This is a genomic window from Promicromonospora iranensis (genome assembly GCF_028994805.1).
In the GTDB taxonomy this organism is placed as follows: Bacteria; Actinomycetota; Actinomycetes; order Actinomycetales; family Cellulomonadaceae; genus Promicromonospora; species Promicromonospora iranensis.
Genome location: NZ_JAJQQP010000011.1, coordinates 197,881 through 219,610, shown reverse-complemented (window position 1 = coordinate 219,610; position 21,730 = coordinate 197,881). Strand labels below are relative to the sequence as shown.

19 protein-coding genes are annotated in these 21,730 nt (G+C 72.8%); 12 read left to right on the top strand and 7 right to left on the bottom strand.

Features of this window, described 5'->3' with window-relative positions:
* Window positions 1–4: 4 nt before the first annotated feature.
* The gene (locus LUM46_RS19475; protein ID WP_274996209.1) at window positions 5–2,254 is read right to left on the bottom strand and encodes an acyltransferase family protein; all 2,250 of its coding nucleotides are present in this window, start codon (window positions 2,252–2,254) and stop codon (window positions 5–7) included.
* 113 nt (window positions 2,255–2,367) lie between these two features.
* On the opposite strand from LUM46_RS19475, the gene LUM46_RS19470 reads away from it, so the two are divergent.
* The gene (locus LUM46_RS19470) at window positions 2,368–3,048 is read left to right on the top strand and encodes an FMN-binding negative transcriptional regulator (RefSeq protein WP_274996208.1); all 681 of its coding nucleotides are present in this window, start codon (window positions 2,368–2,370) and stop codon (window positions 3,046–3,048) included.
* The gene (locus LUM46_RS19465; RefSeq protein ID WP_274996207.1) at window positions 3,045–4,598 is read left to right on the top strand and encodes an amidohydrolase; all 1,554 of its coding nucleotides are present in this window, start codon (window positions 3,045–3,047) and stop codon (window positions 4,596–4,598) included. The genes LUM46_RS19470 and LUM46_RS19465 overlap by 4 nt, the downstream gene beginning before the upstream one ends.
* A 90-nt stretch (window positions 4,599–4,688) precedes the next feature.
* On the opposite strand, the gene LUM46_RS19460 is transcribed toward LUM46_RS19465, so the two are convergent.
* The 3 genes from LUM46_RS19460 to LUM46_RS19450 are packed head-to-tail and all read right to left on the bottom strand — an operon-like array spanning window position 4,689 to window position 7,268.
* A complete protein-coding gene (locus LUM46_RS19460) occupies window positions 4,689–5,042 on the bottom strand; it encodes a DUF202 domain-containing protein (RefSeq protein WP_274996205.1) in 354 nt (117 codons plus the stop codon).
* A complete protein-coding gene (locus tag LUM46_RS19455; protein WP_274996204.1) occupies window positions 5,039–5,398 on the bottom strand; it encodes a YidH family protein in 360 nt (119 codons plus the stop codon). The genes LUM46_RS19460 and LUM46_RS19455 overlap by 4 nt, the downstream gene beginning before the upstream one ends.
* Before the next feature lie 55 nt (window positions 5,399–5,453).
* Complete coding sequence (locus tag LUM46_RS19450) at window positions 5,454–7,268, bottom strand: gamma-glutamyltransferase family protein (protein ID WP_274996281.1); 1,815 nt, start codon at window positions 7,266–7,268, stop codon at window positions 5,454–5,456.
* Window positions 7,269–7,666: 398 nt separating this feature from the next.
* Here LUM46_RS19450 and LUM46_RS19445 point away from each other — a divergent pair, with 398 nt between their 5' ends.
* From LUM46_RS19445 to LUM46_RS19425, 5 genes are all read left to right on the top strand, one after another.
* Complete coding sequence (locus LUM46_RS19445) at window positions 7,667–8,311, top strand: ABC transporter permease (RefSeq protein WP_274996203.1); 645 nt, start codon at window positions 7,667–7,669, stop codon at window positions 8,309–8,311.
* Window positions 8,308–9,546: a betaine/proline/choline family ABC transporter ATP-binding protein gene (locus LUM46_RS19440; protein WP_274996200.1), complete on the top strand. Its 1,239-nt coding sequence runs from the start codon at window positions 8,308–8,310 to the stop codon at window positions 9,544–9,546. The genes LUM46_RS19445 and LUM46_RS19440 overlap by 4 nt, the downstream gene beginning before the upstream one ends.
* Window positions 9,546–10,331 carry an ABC transporter permease gene (locus LUM46_RS19435; protein WP_274996199.1) on the top strand — a complete coding sequence of 262 codons (786 nt, stop codon included), beginning with the start codon at window positions 9,546–9,548 and terminating at the stop codon, window positions 10,329–10,331. The genes LUM46_RS19440 and LUM46_RS19435 overlap by 1 nt, the downstream gene beginning before the upstream one ends.
* A gap of 76 nt (window positions 10,332–10,407) precedes the next feature.
* Window positions 10,408–11,352, top strand: coding sequence for a glycine betaine ABC transporter substrate-binding protein (locus tag LUM46_RS19430; RefSeq protein ID WP_274996196.1), 945 nt, complete (start codon window positions 10,408–10,410; stop codon window positions 11,350–11,352).
* Window positions 11,353–11,456: 104 nt separating this feature from the next.
* Window positions 11,457–12,788, top strand: a complete 1,332-nt coding sequence (locus LUM46_RS19425) for an Nramp family divalent metal transporter (RefSeq protein WP_274996195.1) — start codon at window positions 11,457–11,459, stop codon at window positions 12,786–12,788.
* 91 nt (window positions 12,789–12,879) lie between these two features.
* Here LUM46_RS19425 and LUM46_RS19420 read toward each other — a convergent pair whose 3' ends face one another.
* Both LUM46_RS19420 and LUM46_RS19415 read right to left on the bottom strand, forming a co-directional pair.
* The gene (locus tag LUM46_RS19420; RefSeq protein WP_274996194.1) at window positions 12,880–14,064 is read right to left on the bottom strand and encodes a glycosyltransferase; all 1,185 of its coding nucleotides are present in this window, start codon (window positions 14,062–14,064) and stop codon (window positions 12,880–12,882) included.
* On the bottom strand, window positions 14,061–14,996 hold the full coding sequence (locus tag LUM46_RS19415; RefSeq protein ID WP_274996193.1) for a DMT family protein: 936 nt from the start codon (window positions 14,994–14,996) through the stop codon (window positions 14,061–14,063). The genes LUM46_RS19420 and LUM46_RS19415 overlap by 4 nt, the downstream gene beginning before the upstream one ends.
* Before the next feature lie 127 nt (window positions 14,997–15,123).
* Between LUM46_RS19415 and LUM46_RS19410 the strand changes: the two genes are divergently transcribed.
* The 3 genes from LUM46_RS19410 to LUM46_RS19400 are packed head-to-tail and all read left to right on the top strand — an operon-like array spanning window position 15,124 to window position 18,456.
* A complete protein-coding gene (locus tag LUM46_RS19410) occupies window positions 15,124–16,155 on the top strand; it encodes an alpha/beta fold hydrolase (RefSeq protein WP_274996192.1) in 1,032 nt (343 codons plus the stop codon).
* A gap of 11 nt (window positions 16,156–16,166) precedes the next feature.
* Complete coding sequence (locus LUM46_RS19405; protein ID WP_274996191.1) at window positions 16,167–17,228, top strand: glycosyltransferase family 4 protein; 1,062 nt, start codon at window positions 16,167–16,169, stop codon at window positions 17,226–17,228.
* A gap of 40 nt (window positions 17,229–17,268) precedes the next feature.
* The gene (locus tag LUM46_RS19400; protein WP_274996190.1) at window positions 17,269–18,456 is read left to right on the top strand and encodes an acyltransferase family protein; all 1,188 of its coding nucleotides are present in this window, start codon (window positions 17,269–17,271) and stop codon (window positions 18,454–18,456) included.
* 51 nt (window positions 18,457–18,507) lie between these two features.
* Here LUM46_RS19400 and LUM46_RS19395 read toward each other — a convergent pair whose 3' ends face one another.
* A complete protein-coding gene (locus LUM46_RS19395) occupies window positions 18,508–19,335 on the bottom strand; it encodes an RDD family protein (RefSeq protein ID WP_274996189.1) in 828 nt (275 codons plus the stop codon).
* Window positions 19,336–19,402: 67 nt separating this feature from the next.
* Between LUM46_RS19395 and LUM46_RS19390 the strand changes: the two genes are divergently transcribed.
* Both LUM46_RS19390 and LUM46_RS19385 read left to right on the top strand, forming a co-directional pair.
* Complete coding sequence (locus LUM46_RS19390) at window positions 19,403–20,392, top strand: stage II sporulation protein M (protein WP_274996186.1); 990 nt, start codon at window positions 19,403–19,405, stop codon at window positions 20,390–20,392.
* Between the two features lie 113 nt (window positions 20,393–20,505).
* A complete protein-coding gene (locus LUM46_RS19385) occupies window positions 20,506–21,729 on the top strand; it encodes a hypothetical protein (RefSeq protein WP_274996184.1) in 1,224 nt (407 codons plus the stop codon).
* The last annotated feature ends 1 nt before the right edge of the window (window position 21,730 follow it).

The following is a 21,730-nucleotide window of genomic DNA, read 5'->3' as shown; positions in this document are numbered from 1 at the left end:
GAGGCTACCGGGATCTCGCCGGGTCCCCCGCCTCGAAGAGCCCTGGCGCGGCCGAGCGCAGCTGTGTACCGAGGGCGGGGGTGAGCGTGCGTACGTAGGTGTTGGTGAGGTGGTCGTCGTCGCGGTAGACCAGCACGTTCCCGACGACGGCGTCGCACCTGACCGGCCCGCAGATGGAGTCGGTGAGATCCAGGTGCACGGCGCTCTCCGGTACGCCGGGTGCCGTGGTCACGGGCGAGGTCTCGGCGAGCTGTTCCGCGCGCGGCCGCCCGCAGGCCTCGGGGGAGACCGCGTCAGCCATGCACTCAGGAACGAACCACTCGAACCGGGGGTTGTCGCGGAGGGTGATCACGGCGATCCCGGCGTCGTCCAGGGCGCGCCACGCCTCGACCTGGCCGGGCAGCACCTCTTCGGGCGATCCGTCCTCGTGGGTGCGTGTGCCCACCACGACCACGGCGTCCGGGCGGGCGGCGACCAGGGCGCTCAGCGCCCGTTCGTTCCACGTGCGGCACGACGGGCGCTGGTTCCGGGCGCTCGATTCCGCTCCCGGGCCTGAGCTCGAACCCGCGTCCGGGGCCGAGCCCGAGTCCGAGCCCGCGTCCGGGGCCGCCAGGCGACAGCCGTGCTTGAGCATCTCGCGCAGCTCCCAGCCGTGCTCCTGGGCGAGCGCCATGAATGCTTCCTCGTACTGCTGCTCGTGCGAGGCGCCGGCGAGGTAGATCACCGCCGTGGGGTCGGCGGGCGCCACGACCGTGCACTCGAGCAGCTCGGACCGGTCGCCGGCCTGGGCGCAGTGCGGCCGGTCCGGGTGGTCGTCGTACGCCACCCAGGTGGCAGGCCGGAACGGGACGGTGCGCGGCGGCTCGAACGGGGGCGCGTCCGGCGCGAGCGCGGCGGCGCCCGGGTGGTCCGGCGACGGCGTGAGGAGGTCGGCGGCGTCGCTCCGCACGGAGACGTCGTGCGCCGTGGCCGCGGCCTGCGTGCCGCCGAGCACCAGCACGGCCGCCCCGACCAGCACCGCGAGCGTCCGCCTGCCCGACGGCGTCGTGCCGGCCCGCACGGCGACGCCACCGCTCAGGTGGCCGGTGGCCGCCGCGCGGCGGACAGCCAGCCGGTCCGTGACGCGGGCGAGCACGGGCTCGGCGACGTGGTGCGTCGTGACCCAGGCGAGCGCCGTCGAGACGAGCAGGATCCCGGTACCGGCCACCGGCCCCACCCGCTGCGTGCCTGTCGTCAGGAGCCAGAACACCAGGACCGGCCAGTGCCAGAGATAGAGGGCGTAGGAGATGCGTGCGCCGAGGCGCAAGGGGACGCTGTCGAGGATCCGCTCGACGCCCCCGCGGGAGGCCGACGCCACGGCCGGCCCGCTCCGGACCGGGGCCGTGGCGACCAGCACGAGTGCGGCGCCGGCGACGGGGACGAGAGTCCAGGCCCCCGGGAACACGCGGGCGCCGTCGACCAGGAAGCCCGAGCTCACGACCAGGGCGAGCCCGGTCCACCCGAGCGGGCCGCGCCACCGTCCGGGGGGAGCGCCGGACCGGAGGGCCAGGGCGAGCAGTGCGCCCGCGCCGATCTCCCAGAACCGGGTGAACGTGCTGAAGTACGCCACCGGCTGGTTCACCGCGACCAGCCACAGTGCGCCCGCGAACGACGCCACCGTGGCCGCTCCGACGAGCACGACGAGCAGTGCGGCGGGGGAGGGCGAGGTGCCGCCGCGTCGAGCCAGTGCCCGGGCGCAGACCACCGACCCGAGCACCACCAGCGGCCAGACGGCGAAGAACTGGCCCTGGACCGACAGCGACCAGAAGTGCTGGAGCGGGCTCGCGTCCGGTCCGGCGGCGCCGTACGCGAGCGAGGCGTGCACCAGCTCCCAGTTCTGCCAGAACGTCGCGGCCGCCCCGACCTCCCGCAGCCCTGAGGACCAGCGCATCCGCGGGGCGAGCGTGAGCAGGGCGACGGTGACGGCGGCCAGCACGACGAGCGCTGCCGGCAGGAGGCGGGCGAGGGTCCGCGCGTAGTGCGCCGACAGGCGCAGGGTGCCCGCCTCCGCCTGGCGCAGCAGGGTCCCCGTCGCGAAGTACCCGGAGAGCAGGAGGAACACGTCGACGCCGCCCGAGACACGTCCCTGCCCGAACAGGTGGAACGCGACGACGAGGATCAGTGCGAGGCCGCGCAGGCCGTCGACGGCGCCGATCCGCCGGGACGGGCCGGTGCGTGCGGGAACAAGCGCCGTCGGCGCACCGGTGGAGGACACGCCGCCGAGAGTAGGGGCGTCGCCTTACGCGAAGGTTGAGCGCTGATAACGCGCAGGTCTCGACTTCACCCGGGACGGCGTCCGACGTCCGCCCACGGTGGTTCGATGACAGGGTGATCCACACCCGCGACTACGAGATCGAGGACGAGGCCCGCGTGCGCGACCTGGTCCGCACCCACGGCTGGGCCACCCTCGTCTCGGTGGCCGACGACGGGGCGCCCGTCGCCTCCCACCTGCCGGTCCTGCTGGAGGAGACGCCGCCGGGGGAACCGATGAGCCTGCTCGGCCACGTCGGCCGGCCCGACGAGGTGCTGCACCGGCTCGACAGCGGCCGCGAGTCGCTGCTGATCGTCCAGGGGCCGCACGGCTACGTGTCGCCCGGCTGGTACGACATGGCGCCCGCCGTGCCGACGTGGAACTACGTGGCGGTCCACCTGCACTGCACGGTCGAGCTGCTCGGGCCCGAGGAGTCGTACGCGATCCTCTCCGACACCGTCGACCGCTACGAGTCGGTCATGCCCGACCCGGTCCGCCTGCCTCGTGTCGAGGAGTACGCCCGGCGTATCGCCCCGGGGGCCGCGGGGTTCCGCCTGCGTGTCACCCGGTGGCAGGGCAAGGCCAAGCTCAGCCAGGACAAGCCGCGTGCCGTGGCGGACCGTGTGGTGGCGGCCCTGGAGTCGGACCCGCACCACGCGCAGCCCGCGCTCGCGGCCGAGATGCGGGCCGAGCTCGGCCGGCGGTCCGACGGTTCGGGGCACAGCGCGGCCGGCGGCGTGACCGGCGGCGCCGCGTGAGCGCCGGGGACGGCGTCGGCGAGCCGCTGCTGCTGACCGGCGCCCGCCTCGCCGGGCACGGCAAGCCGGTCGACCTGCTGCTGCGGGACGGCCGGGTGCGCGCGGTCGCGCCGTCGGGGACGCTGGCGGGTGGAGAACGGGTGGACCTCGACGGACGGACCGTCCTGCCCGGCCTGTGGGACAAGCACGTCCACCTCACGCAGTGGGCACTGGTGCGGCGCAGGCTCGACCTGTCGGGCGCCGGATCCGCGGCCGAGGCGGTGGCGCTCGTCCGCGACCGCCTGGCCGACGAGCCGCCCGCTCCGGGAACCGCGCTGGTCGGGTTCGGCTTCCGGGACGGCCTGTGGCCGGACCTCCCCACGGCCGCGCTGCTCGACGCCGTGGTGGGCGACGTGCCGGTGGTCCTCGTGTCCGGCGACCTGCACTGCGCCTGGCTCAGCACCGCCGGCCTGCGGTACGTCGGCGTCGACGCGCACCCCACCGGGGTGCTGCGGGAGAGCGAGTGGCTGCCGCTGGCCGCCGTCGTCGACCGGGTGGCCGACGACCTCGCCGACGCCTGGGTGGCCGACGCCGCCGCTGCCGCCGCGGCCCGGGGCGTCGTCGGCGTCGTGGACCTGGAGATCACCGACAACCGCACGGTCTGGCGCCGCCGGTTCGCCGGAGGGTTCGACGCGCTGCACGTCCGGGCCGGCGTCTGGACGTCCTGGCTGGACGACGTCCTCGCCGAGGGCCTGCGCACGGGGGACGTGCTGCCGGGCACGGGCGACCTGCTGGAACAGGGGCCGTACAAGGTGGTCACGGACGGCTCGCTCAACACCCGCACCGCCTACTGCCACGACGCGTACCCCGGCCTGACCGGGCCGGAGGCGCACGGGATCCTGTCCGTGCCGCCGGACGAGCTGGTCCCGCTCATGAAGCGCGCCCACGACGGCGGCCTGGAGTGCGCGATCCACGCGATCGGCGACCATGCCAATGCCCTGGCGCTCGACGCGTTCGCGGCGACCGGCGCTCGCGGCTCGGTCGAGCACGCCCAGCTCCTCGACGCCGCCGACCTCGCCCGGTTCGCCGAGCTCGGCGTGATCGCGTCCGTCCAGCCCGAGCACGCCATGGACGACCGTGACGTCGCCGACCGGCACTGGGCCGGGCGCACCGGTCGCGCCTTCCCGTACGGCTCTCTGGAGGACGCCGGGGCCGTGCTCGCCCTGGGCTCGGACGCGCCGGTCGCGGTCCTCGACCCCTGGGTCGCCGTCGCCGCGGCCGTCAGCCGCGCCCGGGACGGGCGCGCCCCGTGGCACCCGGAGCAGCGGATCGGGCTGCGGACGGCGCTGGCGGCCTCGACGGACGGGCACGGGCTGTACCCGACGGCGGGCGGCCCGGCGGACCTCGTGGTGCTCGACGCGGACCCGCTCGCGCTCGGGGGTGTGGGCCGGAGCGAGGCCGGGGGCGCCGCTGCGGTCGACGTCGGAGGCGAAGGCGTGGCGAAGGCCCTGCGCCACATGCCGGTCGCGGGCACGCTCCTGTCGGGCCGCTGGACCCACCGGACTTTCTGAGCCGTCGCGGCCCAGACCATCGACCCCGACACACTGCACGCGACACGCCGACCGTGGCATGCAGTGTGTCGGGGTCGGTGCGGACGGGAGTCAGCCGGCGAGCGTGCTCAGGACCAGGTATGCCGCACACGCGATGCCGAGCACCAGTGCGGCGGCGGTGGCCAGGGCGATGGGCGCTGCTCCGTGGTCGAGCGAGCCGGTGCTGCGCAGTGCCGTGTTGGCCCGGCGGTAGCCGATGGCGGCGGCGATGTACGCGGCGACCGCCAGACCCGCACCGACGACGCCCGCGAAGACGGCGAGGACTCCGGCCGCATCGACGGTGAACCGCATGGCGACCAGGCTGACGATCCCGAAGGCGAGGCACGTGCGGCGCCAGGCGAGCAGGGTGCGCTCGGTCTGCAGCCCGGGGTCGTAGACGCTGTCCTCGTCGGCCGTCCGGCTCATACGAACAGCCCGATGGTGACCAGTGCGACCGCCACGACGATGCCCACGACGAGCAGCCCGCCGACGGCGAGGCCGGGCAGGGGCCGGCCCCGGCGCAGCGCCGTCTCCGTGGCGGACCAGCCGAGCCAGGCCTGGATCGCGGCGACCGTGCCGAGGACGAGGAAGAGGCCTGCTGCGGCGACCCGCCAGCCGGTCGAGGCCGGCAGCGAGAGCGCCTCGAGGGCGAACGCACCCGCGTACATCCCGAGCGCCGTGCGCAGCCAGGCCAGGAACGTGCGCTCGTTGGCGAGGCTGAACCGGGGGTCAGGCTCCTTGCCGTCACGGTAGACGCGCTGGGGGAACCTCTTCGTGGTCACCGTCCCACGGTAACGGCGTCCGGGCCGGCACGACGGTGTGCGGCCGGGACCCGCGTCAGCGTCCTGCGGCGTATCCCTGTGCCCCTCTCGGGTTGGCGGCGGCGCCCAGCAGCCCGGTGGCCGGGTCGCGGGTCACGGCGGACAGGCGGCCGAGCGCCCAGTCACCGGCCCGGGTCACGACGTGCCCACGGCGTTCCAGGCCCGCGATGACGTCGTCGCCGAGCCGGTCCTCCACCACCGCGCCGCCCGGGGTCCAGGTGCGGGGCCAGAACGAGCCGGGGAACGACGTCGTGTGCAGGGCCGGGGCGTCGATCGCCTGCTGCGGCGTGTACCCGCCGACGAGCACCCGCAGGAGGAACAGGAGCTGCCACTGGTCCTGCTGGTCACCGCCCGGCGAGCCGAGCGCGATCAGCGGCTCACCGTCGCGCAGCACGAGCGTGGGCGTGAGCGTGGTCCGCGGCCGCCGTCCGGGCACCAGGGCCGACGGCGACGCCTCGTCCAGCCAGGTCATCTGCAGCCGCGTGCCCAGGCAGAAGCCCAGGCCGGGGACGGTGGGGGAGGACTGCAGCCAGCCGCCCGACGGCGTCGCCGAGACCATGTTGCCCCAGCGGTCCACGACGTCGATGTGGCAGGTGTCGCCGCGGGTGGCGCCGGTGTGGTCCGGTGAGTCCGGGGTCTCGACGGGCTCGGCCACCGGGACCGTGGGCTCGCCGACGCCCGCGGCCGCGCCACCGGTCGGCGCACCCGGCAGCGAGCCGGCCGGGGCGCTGGTGGCGTACTCGGTGCGCAGGGCCGGCAGGGGCGGTGTCGGGCGGCCGGGCACGTCGCCGGGGCGCACCTCGCGGCTCGCGGTGTCGCCGATCAGCGCCCGGCGGCGAGCCGCGTAGTCCTCGCCGAGGAGGTACGTCAGCGGCACGTCGTCCCCGGCGGGGTCGCCGTACCAGACGTCGCGGTCCGCCATCGCGAGCTTCTGCGCCTCGAGGACCGTGTGCGCGCCGATCTCGGTCGACGGGTCGAGGGCCGCGTCGTCGAACCCCTCGAGGATCTTGAGCGCGGCCAGCAGAGCCGGGCCCTGCCCCCAGGCTCCGGTCTTGGCGACGGTGTACCCGCGGAACGTCGCGGTGCACGCGTCCTCGTAGGACGCCTCGAAGCCGGCGATGTCGGCGGCGGTCATGACACCCGCGTGGTCGCCGCCGTCGGCGTGCCGGTGCGGCGTCCTGACGAACGCCTCCACGGCGGTGCCCACGCGTTCGCGCCAGGCGGCCCGGGCCCGGTCGATCGCCTGACGGCGGTCCGCCGCACCGGAGCCCGCCGCGACGACGGCGTCCAGCAGGTCCGCGTACTCCGGGTTGGTGACGACCGCCCCGGGCGCGGGGACCTCGCCGTCGGGCAGCCAGCGGGCGGCCGAGGTGGGCCAGTGGTCGCGGAACAGGTCGGCCACCATCGAGAGGGTGGCGCTGACCCGGCCGAGCACCGGATGGCCGTCGCGGGCGTACCCGACGGCGTACGCGAGGACGTCGCCGAGGTCCCACGTGCCGTGGTCGCGCAGGAGCAGGAGCCAGGCGTCGACACTGCCCGGCACCGCCGCCGCGAGGGCGCCGGAGCCCGGGACGAGGTCGAGCCCCTCGGACCGGAAGTGCTCGATGGTGGCGCCGGCGGGCGCCGGTCCCTGGCCCATCAGCACACGCGGGGCCGACGGCGCGTCAGCGGTGACGAAGACGCCGGTCATGTCGCCGCCCGGCCCGTTGAGGTGCGGCTCCACGACGTGCAGCACGAACGCCCCGGCGACCGCCGCGTCGAACGCGTTGCCGCCCCGTTCGAGCACGGCCTGGGCGCTCGCGGTGGCGATCCAGTGGGTGGAGCCCACCATGCCGAACGTGCCCTGGAGGTCGGGCCGCGTGGCGGGGCCGACGGGCGGGGTGAAGGACGAGGCGCTGGACGTGGCCGACGACGGAGCGTGCACGGAGAGGATCCAATCCGAGGCTGACGGGGGACGACCGCATACAACCATGGTCGCCGCGGCCGCGGCGTATGCGGTGTGTGGCGGTCCCGTACCCACGCTGCCCACGCCGCCGTTCCCAGCGTCGCTTCCCGGGCGCTTCCCGGCTCCGGGGCAGCACGTGACCGCGCTGGACCACACCTTACGATCGGGTCACAGATCGGCCTGCAGACGGTCATCTGACCATTCGGCGCGCCGACCGCCCGTACGGTGGCGCTGCGCGGGCTGCCACGCGGCCGGCCGCAGCACCCCCTACGTAACGAGCCTTTGTGACCTTTACCGAATACCTGACGCGCAACTATGACAACCTTCTCGAGCTCGGTCTCGAACACCTCAACCTGGTCCTCATCTCGATGGGGATCGCGCTGGTCGTGGGCCTGCCCCTCGGGATCGTGGCGCACCGCAACAAGCTTCTGCGCAACCCGATCCTCAGCACCGCGGGGTTCTTCCTGACACTGCCGTCGCTCGCGCTGTTCGCGATCTTCATCCCGGTGTTCGGCATCGGGGCGCCACCCGCTGTCGCGGCCCTCAGCCTCTACGCACTGCTGCCGATCGTGAGCAACACGGCCACCGGCCTCGCCTCGGTGAGCCCCGCGGTGGTCAAGGCGTCGCAGGGCATGGGGATGACCGGCTACCAGCGGCTGCTCAGGGTCGAGCTGCCGCTGGCCTGGCCGGTGATCCTCACCGGCATCCGCGTCTCCACGCAGGTCGTCGTCGGCATCGCGGCGATCGCCGCCCTCGTGGGCGGTCCCGGTCTCGGTACCGAGATCTTCCGCGGCCTGCGCTCCCAGGGCAACGCGAGCGCCCCCAACCTCGTGTACGGCGGCACGCTCGGCGTCATCGTGCTGGCACTCCTGCTCGATGCCGCCTTCGTCCTGATCCGTCGACTCACCATCTCGCGAGGTATCCGATGACCACCACCGACACGCTGACGCAGGCCGACCCGGCGAGGTCCGGCGCCAAGCCGATGATCGAGCTCGTGGGCCTCACCAAGCGGTTCCCCGGCACCGCGGAGGCAGCGGTGGACGGGCTCACGCTCACGGTCGACGAGGGCGAGATCACGGTGCTCGTCGGCCCCTCCGGCTGCGGCAAGACCACCTCGATGGAGCTGATCAACCGGCTCATCGAGCCCACGTCGGGCCGGATCCTCATCGACGGCAAGGACATGACCCACACGAACCCGGACGAGCTGCGCCGGCACATCGGGTACGTGATCCAGGAGACCGGGCTGCTGCCGCACCGCACCATCGCGCAGAACGTCGGTACCGTGCCCAAGCTGCTCGGCTGGGACAAGGCCCGGATCGCCGCACGGGTCGACGAGCTGCTCGAGATGGTCGGCATGGACCCGGCGACGTACCGCGGGCGCTACCCCAAGGAGCTGTCGGGCGGGCAGCGCCAGCGCGTGGGCGTCGCCAGGGCGCTCGCGGCGGACCCGCCCGTGATGCTCATGGACGAGCCGTTCGGCGCCATCGACCCGATCACGCGCGAGCGGCTGCAGAACGAGTTCCTCCGGCTGCAGCAGCAGGTGCGCAAGACCATCATCTTCGTCACGCACGACATCGACGAGGCACTCAAGATGGGCGACCGGATCGCCGTGCTGCGCAACCAGTCGCACATCGCCCAGTACGACACCCCGGAGAACCTGCTCACGAGCCCGGCCGACGACTACGTGTCGGACTTCATCGGGACGGGCGCCTCGCTGAAGCGGCTGAACCTCAGCCGCGTGCGGGACATCGAGATGGCGACGGACGCGCCGACGGCGAGCGTCTCGGCACCCGTGGCCGAGGTGCGCGCCGCGCTGCTGGCGTCCAGCTGGACGTCCCTGCTGCTGCTCGACGCGGCCGGCCGCCCCGCCCGGTGGGTCACCAGCCGTGATCTGGCCCGCGCCGACCAGGGCGCGGTGCTCGCCGAGGTGGGCCTGCCCGTCGAGGCGATCGTCGAGCCCCATGCGACGCTGGCGGACGCGCTCGACGAGCTCATCGCGTCCAACGTGGGCTGCACGGTGGTGGTCGACGGGTCGGGGGCCTACCAGGGGATCGTGGACCTGGAGACGATCATGACCGTGGTCCGGACGGTCCGGGACGAGTACGAGCGGTTCCACCTCGCCCAGAAGCTCGCCCAGCAGCCGGCCGACGGTCAGGCGCGCTGATGGCGGACACCGCACTCGCCACCCGGGCGACCGGAGCGTCGGACCGCGCCGTGCCGCGACGTGGTGGCTCCCGGCTGAGCTGGTTCGGCATGCCGGTGCTGCTCGCCGTGATCCTGGGCGCCACCTACCTGTGGGTGGGCTCGCTCGAGCTGGACACCATCGAGCGGCGCACCCTCAACGCCGAACAGCTGACGCGGAGCACGCTCGAGCACCTGCACATGACCGCGGTCTCCACGGCCATCGTGATCGTGCTCGCGATCCCGCTCGGAGTCCTCCTGTCACGACCGTTCGCCCGCCCGGTGGTGCCCGCGGTGCTGGGGGTCGCGAACATCGGCCAGGGGGTGCCGTCGTTCGGGCTGATCACCATCGTGATCCTGTGGACCTCGCTGGGCTTCTGGCCCATGATCATCGGCCTCGTGGCCTGCTCGATGCTGCCCATCCTGCGCAACACCATGGTGGGTCTGGAGCAGGTGGACCGCACGGCCGTCAAGGCGTCGCGCGGTATGGGGATGTCGCCGCTGCAGGTGCTCCTCAGGGTCGAGCTGCCGCTGGCCTTCCCGGTCATGATCGCCGGCATCCGCACCGCCCTGATCATCAACGTCGGCACCGCGACCCTCGGGACGTTCTTCGGCCAGGGCGGGCTCGGCTTCATCGTCTACAACGGCATCACGCTGAACCGCACGCCCGTGCTCATCACGGGCGTGGTCCTGGTCTCGGCGCTGGCGCTGCTGGTCGACTACCTGGCCGGGGCTCTCGGCCGGCTGCTCGCCCCCCGGGGCTTGTGACGCGAGGCCCGTGAGCGGGCCTCGCGCGGAGCAGCATCCTCGACGAACAACGCTCTGGAAAGGAGCATCAATGCGCATGAAAAAGGTATTTGCCACGGCAGGCGTCGTCACGCTGTCCTTCGGGCTGGCCGCGTGCGGCGGGGGTGACGGCGGCGGGTCCGCGACCGGCGGCGCCCTCGACGGCGCCGACATCGTCGTGGGGTCCAAGGACTTCGACGAGCAGCTCGTCCTGGGCAACATCACCAAGCTCGCGCTGGAGAACGCCGGCGCCCAGGTCGACGACCAGATCAACCTCGGCGGCACCGACGCGGCGCGCGCCGCGCTGACCTCCGGTGACATCGACACCTACTGGGAGTACAACGGCACCGCCTGGATCAGCTTCTTCGGCGAGACCGAGGCGATCCCGGACCGCATCGAGCAGTACGAGGCCGTGCGCGACCGCGACCTCGAGGAGAACCAGCTGGTCTGGATGCAGCCGGCGGAGTTCAACAACACCTACGCGCTCGCGTTCCCGACCGAGGCCGCCGAGGAGCTGGGCAACCCCACCACGCTCTCCGACCTGGCCACCCTCGCCCAGGACGACCCGGACGCCGCGACGGTGTGCGTCGAGAACGAGTTCTCGACCCGGGACGACGGCCTGCCGGGCCTGGAGGAGACCTACGGGTTCGAGTTCGCGACGGACGACGTCACGGTGCTCGACACCGCGCTCGTGTACACGGCGGCGGACGCGCAGGACCCCTGCAACTTCGGTGAGGTGTTCACCTCTGACGGCCGCGTGGCCTCGCTGGACCTGACCGTGCTCGAGGACGACAAGGGGTTCTTCCCCCTGTACAACCCGAGCCCTGTCTTCCGCGAGGAGGTCTACGAGCAGTACGGCGACCAGCTCGACGAGATCTTCGACCCGATCGCCGCCGCGCTCACCCAGGAGGAGATGACCATGCTCAACGAGCGCGTCTCCGTCGACCTGGAGCAGCCCGCGGACGTGGCCGAGGACTGGCTGACGGAGCAGGGCCTGCTGTAGGTCCCCAGCTCCCGCCCGCGCCCGCGGCCCGACCTGCCCACCCGGCGGGACGGGCCGCGGGCGTGTCCTTTTCCGGCGGGTGAAAGCCTGAGTACAGTCTCGCCATGGAAAAGGACAATGAGGTCACTTCACAAGGGTTGAGCGAGGGGGCGTCCGCGTCGGGCGGCAGGGCCGCCGCCGGGCAGGACGGACCCCTCGAGAAGCCACGCTGGAAGGTCGTCGGCCCGGGCCTCATCGTCGCCGCGACCGGTATCGGCGCGGGCGACCTCGTCGCCACCATGGTCGCGGGCAGCAACTACGGGTACGCACTGCTGTGGGCGGTGATCCTCGGCGTGGTCATCAAGATCGTGCTCGTCGAGGGCGCCGGCCGCTGGTCGCTGGCGACGGGTCGCACCATCTTCGACGGCTGGAAGTCGCTGGGTCTCTGGGCGGTCGTCTACTTCGGCATCTACGTGGTGGTGTGGGGCTTCAGCTTCGGTGCCGCCGCGATGTCGGGCACCGGCCTCGCGCTGAACGGCCTGCTCCCAGGGATCGACGTGCGGTACTGGGCGATGCTCTCCGGCGTCGCCGGGCTGCTGCTCGTCTGGTTCGGCAAGTACAAGCCGTTCGAGAACGTGATGGCGGTCCTCATCGGGGTCATGTTCGTCACCGTCGTCGGCTCGGCGCTGCTGACCACGCCCAACCTCGGTGAGATCGCCGCAGGCCTGGTCCCGGTCATCCCCGAGGGCGCGGTGCTGAACACGCTGGGCCTCGCGGGCGGCGTCGGCGGCACGATCACCTTGGCCGCCTACGGCTACTGGCTCGCCGAGAAGGGCTGGGACACGCCCCGCTGGATGCGTGTCATGCGGATCGACAACGCGTTCGCGTACGTCATGTCGGGCATCTTCGTGGTGTCCATGCTGATCGTGGGCGCCGAGCTGCTGTACTCCGCGGGCATGGCCGTGGCCGACGGCGAAGAGGGGCTCGTCGACCTCGCCGACGTGCTCTCGCAGCGGTACGGGGCCTTCATGGCACCGCTCTTCCTCGTGGGGTTCTTCGCCGCCACGTTCTCGTCGATGCTCGGCGTCTGGCACGGCGTCTCGCTCATGTTCGCGGACTTCGTCGCCACCATGCGCAACCTCCCGAGCGACGACCGCCGCCGCGGCGCGGGCGGCACGTACTACCGGACGTACATCCTGTGGCTGACGTTCCCGCCGATGGCGCTGCTGTTCCTCGACCGGCCGATCCTGCTCGTGGTGATCTACGGCGCGCTGGGCTCGCTGTTCATGCCGTTCCTCGCGCTGACGCTGCTGATCCTCATGAACTCGAAGGCGGTGCCGCCGCAGTGGCGCAACCGGTGGTGGATCAACGTGATCCTCGTCCTGGTCGCCGTGATGTTCCTGGTGCTCGGCGGCAACGAGCTCGTCAAGGCGGTGACGCCGCTCCTGGGCGGGTGACCCCGCGGCGCCGAAGCAGGACCGTGGCGAGACAGAACCAGCGCGGAGCTGCAGTTCGGTCTCGCCACGGTCCTGCTTCGGCGGGGGCGGGTCAGGCTGCCGCGGCGGTCTCGCGCATGCTCCGGACCTTGTCGTAGATGGCCTCGAACGCGTCCAGGGTGTCGTCCACGGCGTGCGCCGCGACGAGCTCCCGGCTGGCCGCACCCATGCGGCGGCGCAGGCCGGCGTCCGCCAGGAGGTCGCCGAGCCGGTTCGCCAGCTCGCGCACGTCACCCGGGGTGTAGAGCCAGCCGTTGACGCCGGGGCGCACCAGGTGGGGCAGCGCCATCGCGTCCGCGGCGACCACCGGCAGACCCGAGGCCATCGCCTCGAGGGTCACCAGGCTCTGCAGCTCGGCCACGCCGGGCATGCAGAACACGTCGGCGTCGGAGTAGGCGGTCAGCAGCTCGTCGTCGGGCACGTAGCCGCGGAAGCGGACGCGGTGCGACACGCCGGAGGACGCGGCGAGCGCGGTCCACTCGTCGGCCTTCACGCCGGTGCCGACGATCTCGAGGCGACCGGGCAGGTCCGCGGGGAGGAGGGCGAACGCCCGGATGATCTCGTCGACCCGCTTCTCCTGGTCCAGACGACCGACGAACAGGACCGTCGGCTCGGTGCGGCCGTCCCGGACGGTGGTGGTGTACCGGTCGGTGTCGATGCCGTTGGAGACCGGGATCGCGTGGGTGAGCCCGGCGTGCTGCGCGAGCAGGTCGACGGCGCGCGGGGTGGGTGCCGTGACGACGTCCGCCTTCGCGTAGACGCGGCCGATGTCCTGCCAGAGCCAGCGTCCGACCGTGCGGTGCATCGAGCTGGGCACCAGCAGGTAGCCGACCAGGTTCTCGGGCATCAGGTGGTTGGTGGCCACCAGGGGGAGGTCCGCACGGTGCGCGGCCTCGACCAGGGCACGGCCGACGATGAAGCTGCCGTTGGTGTGCACGACGTCGGGCTGGATCTCGTCGAGGACCTCCGTGACCGCCCGGCGGGTCTCCCAGGGCAGGGAGATCTGCAGGTTGTGGTGCGTCGGGTAGCGGCTGGAACGCAGCCCGTGCAGGACGACGCCGTCGCGCACCTCGCGCACGGGGCGGCCGGTCGGCGACGGCGCGACGACGTGCACCTCGTACCCGCGGCGGGCCAGGCCGGTGGCCAGGCTGCCGGCGAACCGGGCGGCACCGTTGACGGCAGGCGGGTAGGTATCGGCGCCGATCAAGATCGTGCGGGGAGTACCAGGCAGGTTCACTGTGCTGTACCTCTCGATGGTTCGGGAAGTCTCGAAGGGGTGGAACGCGCCGCGCGGGCCGCGACGGCGTCTGGGTGAAGCCGAGCAAGGACGAAGACCCCGGCGGAGGCGGCGAGCGCCGCACCGCCGAGGAGGAACCAGGTGGCGAGGGGCGTGCCGGCGCCCTCGCCGAGGAGCACCGCGCCGAGGAGCACGGCCACGATCGGGTCCACGACGGTGAGGCACGCGACCACCACCTCCGGCGGGCCAGAGGGGTAGGCCTGCTGCACCAGCCAGCCGCCCACGACCAGGGTGGCGACGGCGCTCGCCGCCGCACCGAGCACGGGCGGCTCGTACCAGAGGGCGTTGCCGGTCGCCAGCTCCTGGAAGATCACGCGCATCAGCGCGGAGAGGAGGCCGAACGCGGTGGCTCCCGCCGTCGCGCAGGCGATGCAGCGCAGCCATCCGCCGACCGCCAGACCGCATGCGCCCAGCCCGACGACGACGGCGCCGACGACGAGGACCGTGGGCAGGGTCGATCCGGGCGGTGGCGCGTCGCCCGTCGTGGCGCCCACCGAGGCCCCGACGAAGACCGCGACACCGGCCATGGTCAGGGCGACACCGAGGAGCACGCTGCGGCCGGGCGCACGCCGCGACCCGAGCGAGGAGAGCAGCACCGCCACCGGGACGGCGAGCACGCCGATCGGCTGGACCAGACGGAGCGGCGCGAGCGCCAGCGCCACGGCGTGCACGATCGTGCCGCCGGCCGCGAGCCCGAACCCGGCCAGCCAGCCGGGCCGACGGGCGATCCTGGCGAGACGGCGGAGGGACAGGACACGTTCGCGGGGGAGTGGTTGCCCGTAGAGGTCGGCGACCTCGCGATGCTGCAGTACCGCAGCGCCGGCGAACAGGGCGGCGCCGAGGACGGCGAGGGCGACCGCTATGGCTGGCATGGGTCAACGGTGACGTAAGGACGGCCTTCTCCGCCACCAGGTTTCCCCCCGGAATCGGATGGGGGTTTACCCCCATCTTTGTCGGACCCCTCCCGCGGCGGTCGCTCACGTGCTTAGGGTCAGCGCGATGAACACCGACACGCACCCGCGTCGCCGCACCGCGCCGCCGCACGGGGCAGGGCCCCACGCACCGCACGTGCCCACGCAGAAGGCACCGTACGCGGACCTCGTCGCGGGCACCTCCGTGCGCGACGAGGACCGGGAGATCCGGGGTGTCCACGCGCACGTCCGGGTGTACGGCGACCCCGCCGCACCGCACCGGCTGGTGTTCCTGCACGGCCTCCGCGGCGACCACCACGGCCTGGAGCCGATCGTCGCGAATCTCCTGCTGCAACGCCCTGACCTGCAGGTATGGGTGCCGGACCTGCCGGGGTTCGGTGCTTCGGCACCGCTCCGCGACGGCATGCACGACGTCGCCGGCTACGCCGCCTGGACAGGCGAGCTGCTGGCCGCCGTCATACCGGAGGGGGATGCCGTACGACCCAGGGGGGACGTCCTGCTGGCCGGTCACTCCTTCGGGTCGATCGTCGCGGCCGCGACGATCGCGGCGTCCGACGCACCCGTCGTGCGAGGTCTCGTCCTGGTCAACCCGATCGCGACGGCGGCGCTCGCGGGGCCCCGGCGGGTGCTGAGCGCCGTGACGGTGGGGGTGCACCGGCTGGCCGCGGCGCTCCCGGAGGTCATCGGGACGGCACTTCTGCGTCATCAACTGTTCACTCGGATCGCGAGCGTGGCGATGGTCACAACCCGCGACCGGAGCCTGCGGCGCTGGATCCACGCGGAGCACGACAGGTACTTCTCGGGCTTCGCCGACCGGCGCTCGCTGCTGGAGGCGTTCCACGCGTCCGTCGGGACCGACGTCGCCGCCCATGCCCCGGCCATCGGCCTGCCGACCCTGCTGGTGGCGTCGGAGAACGACGACGTCGCCCCGCTGCCCGCGCAGCGCGTGCTGGAGGCGATGTTCTCGCGCGGGCGGCTCGTCGTCGTACCGCGGGTCGGACACCTGGCGCACTACGAGGCGCCGGACGTCGTCGCGGGGGAGATCGCGGGGTTCCTGGGTGCCCTGGAGGAGACCAGGGCCGGGCGGGACGAACAGTGAAGGAAGATCAGGTGAAGATCGTCGTCGACTGCCGATATCTGCGGGTCGGTCGCCACGACGGCATCAGCCGGTACACCGCGGGGATCGTGACCGCACTGGCCCGGCTGCACCCCGTGGAGGTGCTGGTCGACGACGAACGCCAGCTCGACCACCTGCCGGACGGCCTGCCGTGGCACCTGGTGAGTGCGCCGACGAGCTGGCGCGAGCCGTTCGTCGCACGACAGGTGCGCCGCACGGGCGCCGACGTCGTGTTCAGCCCGATGCAGACCATGGGCACCTGGGGGCGTGACTACCGGGTGGTGCTGACGTTGCACGACCTCATCTACTACCGGCACCCCACGCCGCCCCGGAACCTGCCGGCCGCCGTGCGCCTGCTGTGGCGGGCCTTCCACCTCGCGTGGTGGCCGCAGCGGGTGCTGCTGAACCGGGCCGACGCGGTGGTCACGGTCTCGGAGACCACGCGCGACCTGATCGCGCGACACCGGCTGACCCGACACGAGGTGACGGTCGTCCCGAACGCGCCGGACCCCGTGCCGGAACTGCCGGCCGGCCAGGCGGCCCCTGCCCGGACCCGTTCGCTCGTCTACATGGGCTCGTTCATGCCGTACAAGAACGTCGAGCTGCCGGCGCGCGCCATGGCGCAGCTGCCCGGGTGGGAGCTGCACCTCATGAGCCCGGTCACGGCCGAGCAGCGGGAGCGGCTGCGCGGGCTCGCCGGCGAGGGCACGCTCGTGTTCCACGACGGGGCGACCGACGAGGTCTACCGCGACGTGCTGCGCTGTGCCTCGGCCCTGGTCTCGGGGTCCCGTGACGAGGGCTTCGGGCTCCCGCTCGTGGAGGCGATGGCGCTCGGTACCCCCGTCGTGGTCAGCGACATCCCGGTGTTCCGTGAGGTCGGCGGGGACGCGGGCGCGTACGTCGACCCGGACGACGTCGCGGGGTTCGTCGCCGCGGTCCGTGAGCTCGACGATCCCGGGACCTGGGCCGAACGATCCGCCGCCGCCCGGATCCGCGCCGCAGGATACGACTGGAACTCCTCAGCGAAGGTATTGCTCGCGCTTCTGGTAGGGTGAACTTTGACCGTTATCGTTCCGTGATCTAAGGTCTGCGGCGATGACCAGCCTGAAGAGCACACCAGCTGAATTGCCCGAGGCAATCCCCGTGACCACGGGTGACCGGAGTTCTTCCGGTCGGCTCCTGGGCATAGACGGCCTGCGGTTCGGAGCTGCCGCCGCCGTCGTGCTGTACCACTTCACGGCGGGCTCGACCGCGGCGTCCTACTGGGGTGCCGACCCGGCCCACGTGTTCCCGGTGCTCAACGAGATCACGCGGTACGGCTGGCTCGCGGTCGAGCTGTTCTTCATGATCTCCGGGTTCGTGATCCTGCTCAGCGCGGACGGCCGCGGGGTCGCAGCCTTCGTCGCCTCTCGCGTGGGGCGGCTGTTCCCGGCGTACTGGGCCTGTATCGCGCTGACGGTGGGCCTGCAGCAGGTGTGGTCCGGAGGCCGCCAGACCAACCTGACCGAGACCCTGGTCAATCTCACGATGGTGCAGGACCTCTTCGCGGTCACCGGCGTCCAGGTCGTCTTCTGGACCCTGCTGGTCGAGCTCAAGTTCTACCTGCTCGTGGTGCTGCTGCTCGCGTTCGGTCCGCCCACGCGCAACCGGGTTCTCGCACTCGCCACGATCTGGCCGCTGGCGGGCTGGGCGGCGCAGGAGTCCGGGACCCCTTGGTTGGCCGACCTGCTGGTCGCGAACTACGCCCCCTACTTCGCCGTCGGCATGCTGCTGTTCCTCGTGTACCGCGACGGCTGGGAGCTGGTCAGCGGCGTGCTGCTCGCCGGGGGAGTCGCGCTGTGCGTGAAGCGCGTCCTGGAGGCCGCCGACCGGGCGGCCGACATGCAGGGCGTGTCGGTCAGCCCGGCCCTCGCCGTGACGGTCATGCTGACGAGCATGATCGCCGTCTGGGCGACGACGATTCCGGGTCGGGGTGCCCCGCGCCGGCGGTTGGCCGCGGTGCTCGGTACCGGCGGCGCCCTGACGTACCCGATCTACCTGGTCCACACGCAGTTCGGGTATGCGGTGATCGACACGCTGGCCCCCGAGACCACGCGCACGGTCGCGCTCCTCGCCGCCGGCGCCCTGAGCCTCGTCCTGGCCGTGGGGATCCACTACGGGGTCGAACGACCCGCGTCGGCCCGGTTGCGCCGGGCGGTGCGGGCCGGCTTGCTGCGTGGTGGGGAGGTCGTGCGCTCGTACGTCTCGAAGCCCGCCGACGCGCCCGCCGTACGGACGTCCTGAGGCCGTGCGCGCCCTCGTCGTGCGCGCCACGGGGTGTCAGCGGGCGGGACGTCAGCGGGGCGGGTCCGCCACCGCGAACGGGAGACGGTGCAGCAGCTCGGCCTGTTCCTCGGCCCGCTTGCGCTCCCGCTGGCCGGCGGCGAGCTCGCGCTCACGGCGCTCGGAGAGGACGGCGTGCAGGAACGCCTCGGGGTGGGTGCCGGGCGGCGGCCCGGGCGCCACGTAGCGCTCGACCTGCCCGGCGAGGTCGTCACCGAGCCTGGCCCGGGACTCGGGCGCGAGCCGGGCGGCGCGGCCCAGGAGCTGACGGGCGGCCAGCGCCAGCCCGTCCGGCAGGCGGCGCATGTCCGCCGTGTGCGCCCAGGAGGCCAGGGACTGGGGCATCACGATCGGGGCCGACGCCGGCTTGCCGCCCCGCACCCGCACGGCGTACGTGCCGGCGGCGAGGTCGCCGAGGCGCTTGCCCTTCGCGTTGGCCAGCGAGGCGATGGCCGCGATGCCGCCGAGCGTGAGCCACAGCTCGATCACGCCGGCCAGGGCGCGCACCAGCGCGTGCCGGAACCGGACCGGGCCGCCGTCGTCGCGTACCACGCGGATACCGCAGGCGAGCTTTCCGAGCGACCGACCGCGCGACAGCGTCTCGACGGTCACGGGCACGCCCACCATGAAGACGACGGCCGCGAGCACGTAGACGACCTGCGCGATGTCCGCGCCCATCGCGGCGTTCTCGAAGAACCAGATACCGCCCACGACCAGCGCGATCACGAGGACCGTGCCGATCACCAGGAAGTCGAGGATGGCGCCCATCCCACGCGTGATGAACGAGGCGGGGCGTGCGTCCAGCACCACGCCCTCGCCGATGACTATGCCGTCCTGCACGGTTCCTCCGGTCGGGTGTCGGGTTTCTCAGGGGCACGCCGTAACTCTTGTGCGGCAGACTACCGCCGTGGACATCGACGCCTTCACCGCCGTGCACGCCGCAGAGTGGGACCGCCTCAAGGAGCTGTCGTCCCGGCGCCGCCTGGACGGCGCCGAGTCCGACGAGCTGGTGCGCCTGTACCAGTCGGTGGCGACACACCTCTCGACGGTCCGGTCGGCAGCGCCCGACCCGGCGCTGGTCACTCGGCTGTCGGACGTGCTGAACCGGGCACGGACCCGGATCGCCGGCACGCACGAGCCCGCCTGGCGCGAGGTGGTGCGGTTCGCGATGGTGTCGCTGCCCGCCGCGTTCTACCGGATCCGCTGGTGGTCGCACGCGGTGACGGCGGCCTGCCTGCTCGTGGCGATCGTCGCCGGCATTCACGTCGCGGGTGATACCGACGCGATGAACTCGCTGATGCCGCCGGCCGCGCAGGAGGAGTACGTGAACGAGGCGTTCGCGTCCTACTACGAGCCCGGTATCGGGTTCGCCGCCGTGGTGGGCACCAACAACGCGTGGATCGCCGCGCAGGCCGTCGGTGGCGGGATCACCGGCATCTTCCCGCTGATAGTGCTCTGGCAGAACGCCGTCCAGATCGGCGCCTACGGCGGCATGATGGCCGCCCACGGCGAGCTCGAGCTGTTCCTCACGCTCATCGCACCCCACGGCCTGCTGGAGCTGACCTGCATCTTCGTCGCCGGCGCCGCGGGGCTGCGGATCTTCTGGACCCTGATCGACCCGGGGCCCCGCAAGCGGTCCGTCGCCATGGCCGCGGAGGGGCGCGCCCTGATCACGACGGCCATCGGGCTCGCGGCGGCGCTCAGCGTCTCGGCACTCGTGGAGGGCTTCGTCACCGGGTCGGAGATGTACTGGTGGCTCAAGATCGTGATCGGCGCGATCGTGCTGGCCGGGTTCTGGGCCTACGTGTACGTCCTGGGCCGCCGCGCCGTCCGCGCCGGAGCCACCGGAGACCTCGCCGAGCACGAGGCGGGCGCCACCGTGGTCACGGCTGGGTGACAGTTGCGCGGAGCCACCGCCGCACCGGCCAGTTTCGCGGCCCGCTGTCAGCCCCGCGTACTAGGGTTGCCGCGCAGGCACGACCCCAAGACGACACCCGGGAGCACGCCCCCATGACGACGCCCGAGAGCGCACCCGACCAGCCGGCGCAGCCGACGCCTCCGCAGCCCGCAGGGTCCCAGCCCGCCGGCTGGGGCGAGCCGCCGCGGTACGGTCAGTACGCGCCCGGGTACGACCCCGCCGCGCCGTCCGCCCCGGCCCAGCCCCAGTACGGCGCACCGCAGTACGGGACGCCCCAGGGTGAGCCTGCGGCGCAGTACGGCCAGAGCCAGTACGGGCAGTACTCCCCGTACTCCTCGCAGGTCCCCGGCTACCGCCCGCCGGCCGACAAGCCCGGCATCGTCCCGCTGCGCCCGCTCAGCCTGGGCGAGCTGTACGACGGCGCGTTCGGCGCCGTCCGGCACAACCCGGGCGTGACGCTGGGCCTGACGGCGATCATCGTCGTCGCGGCCGTCGCGGTCGGCACGCTGATCAGCATCCCCCTCACCACGCTCTTCACCGACCTGTTCGGCAGCCTGTTCGCCGAGGTCGGGACCGACCCGGTCTTCGACGACCTGGGCTTCACGCAGGACATGCTCGGCGTGACCTACGGGTCGGCGCTCGGCACCGGGATGCTGCTGACGCTCGCCACACCGCTCGCCATGGGCGTCATGGCCATCTCCGTCAGCGACTCGGTCATCGGGCGCAAGATCTCCGTGTCCGACGCCTGGGCCCGCACCGCCAAGCGCGCGTGGTTCCTGATCGGGTTCTCGCTCCTGGGTACCCTCGCGGTGCTCCTGGCCTATGCCCTGGCGGTCGGGGTCGTCGCCGCGCTCTTCCTCGTGGACCCGACGCTCGGTGTGATCAGCGGGTTCCTCGTGCTCGCCCTGCTCCTGGTGGCCGCGGTCTGGGTGTTCACCCGTGTCGTCCTCATCCCGCCGGCGCTCGCGGTCGAGGGCGGCGGCTTCTGGGAGACGTGCCGGCGTGCGTGGAAGCTGACGCGGGGCACGTTCTGGCGAGTGCTCGGCATCTACCTGCTGACCTCGCTCATCCTCGGCGTCATCGGCCAGATCGTCGCCGTGCCGGTGAGCCTCCTCCTGAGCCTGTTCATCGTGATGCAGAGCGGCGCCGGCCTCGCGGTCAGCTACGGCATCACCTACGTCATCACCGGGGGGATGAGCGTGCTGTTCCTGGGCGGCGTCATCGCCCTGCTCTACATCGACACCCGGATGCGACGCGAGGGGCTGGACGTGCAGCTGCAGGCCGCGGCGGCCACAGCGGCCACGGCGGACAAGTGAC

Coding starts and splice junctions, on each gene's coding strand:
- LUM46_RS19460 (WP_274996205.1), bottom strand. CDS start 5,042: ATGAGCCGGACGGCCGACGAGGACAGCGTCTACGACCCCGGGCTGCAG.
- LUM46_RS19450 (WP_274996281.1), bottom strand. CDS start 7,268: ATGGTGGGCTCCACCCACTGGATCGCCACCGCGAGCGCCCAGGCCGTG.
- LUM46_RS19440 (WP_274996200.1), top strand. CDS start 8,308: ATGACCACCACCGACACGCTGACGCAGGCCGACCCGGCGAGGTCCGGC.
- LUM46_RS19435 (WP_274996199.1), top strand. CDS start 9,546: ATGGCGGACACCGCACTCGCCACCCGGGCGACCGGAGCGTCGGACCGC.
- LUM46_RS19430 (WP_274996196.1), top strand. CDS start 10,408: ATGAAAAAGGTATTTGCCACGGCAGGCGTCGTCACGCTGTCCTTCGGG.
- LUM46_RS19425 (WP_274996195.1), top strand. CDS start 11,457: ATGGAAAAGGACAATGAGGTCACTTCACAAGGGTTGAGCGAGGGGGCG.
- LUM46_RS19415 (WP_274996193.1), bottom strand. CDS start 14,996: ATGCCAGCCATAGCGGTCGCCCTCGCCGTCCTCGGCGCCGCCCTGTTC.
- LUM46_RS19410 (WP_274996192.1), top strand. CDS start 15,124: ATGAACACCGACACGCACCCGCGTCGCCGCACCGCGCCGCCGCACGGG.
- LUM46_RS19400 (WP_274996190.1), top strand. CDS start 17,269: ATGACCAGCCTGAAGAGCACACCAGCTGAATTGCCCGAGGCAATCCCC.
- LUM46_RS19385 (WP_274996184.1), top strand. CDS start 20,506: ATGACGACGCCCGAGAGCGCACCCGACCAGCCGGCGCAGCCGACGCCT.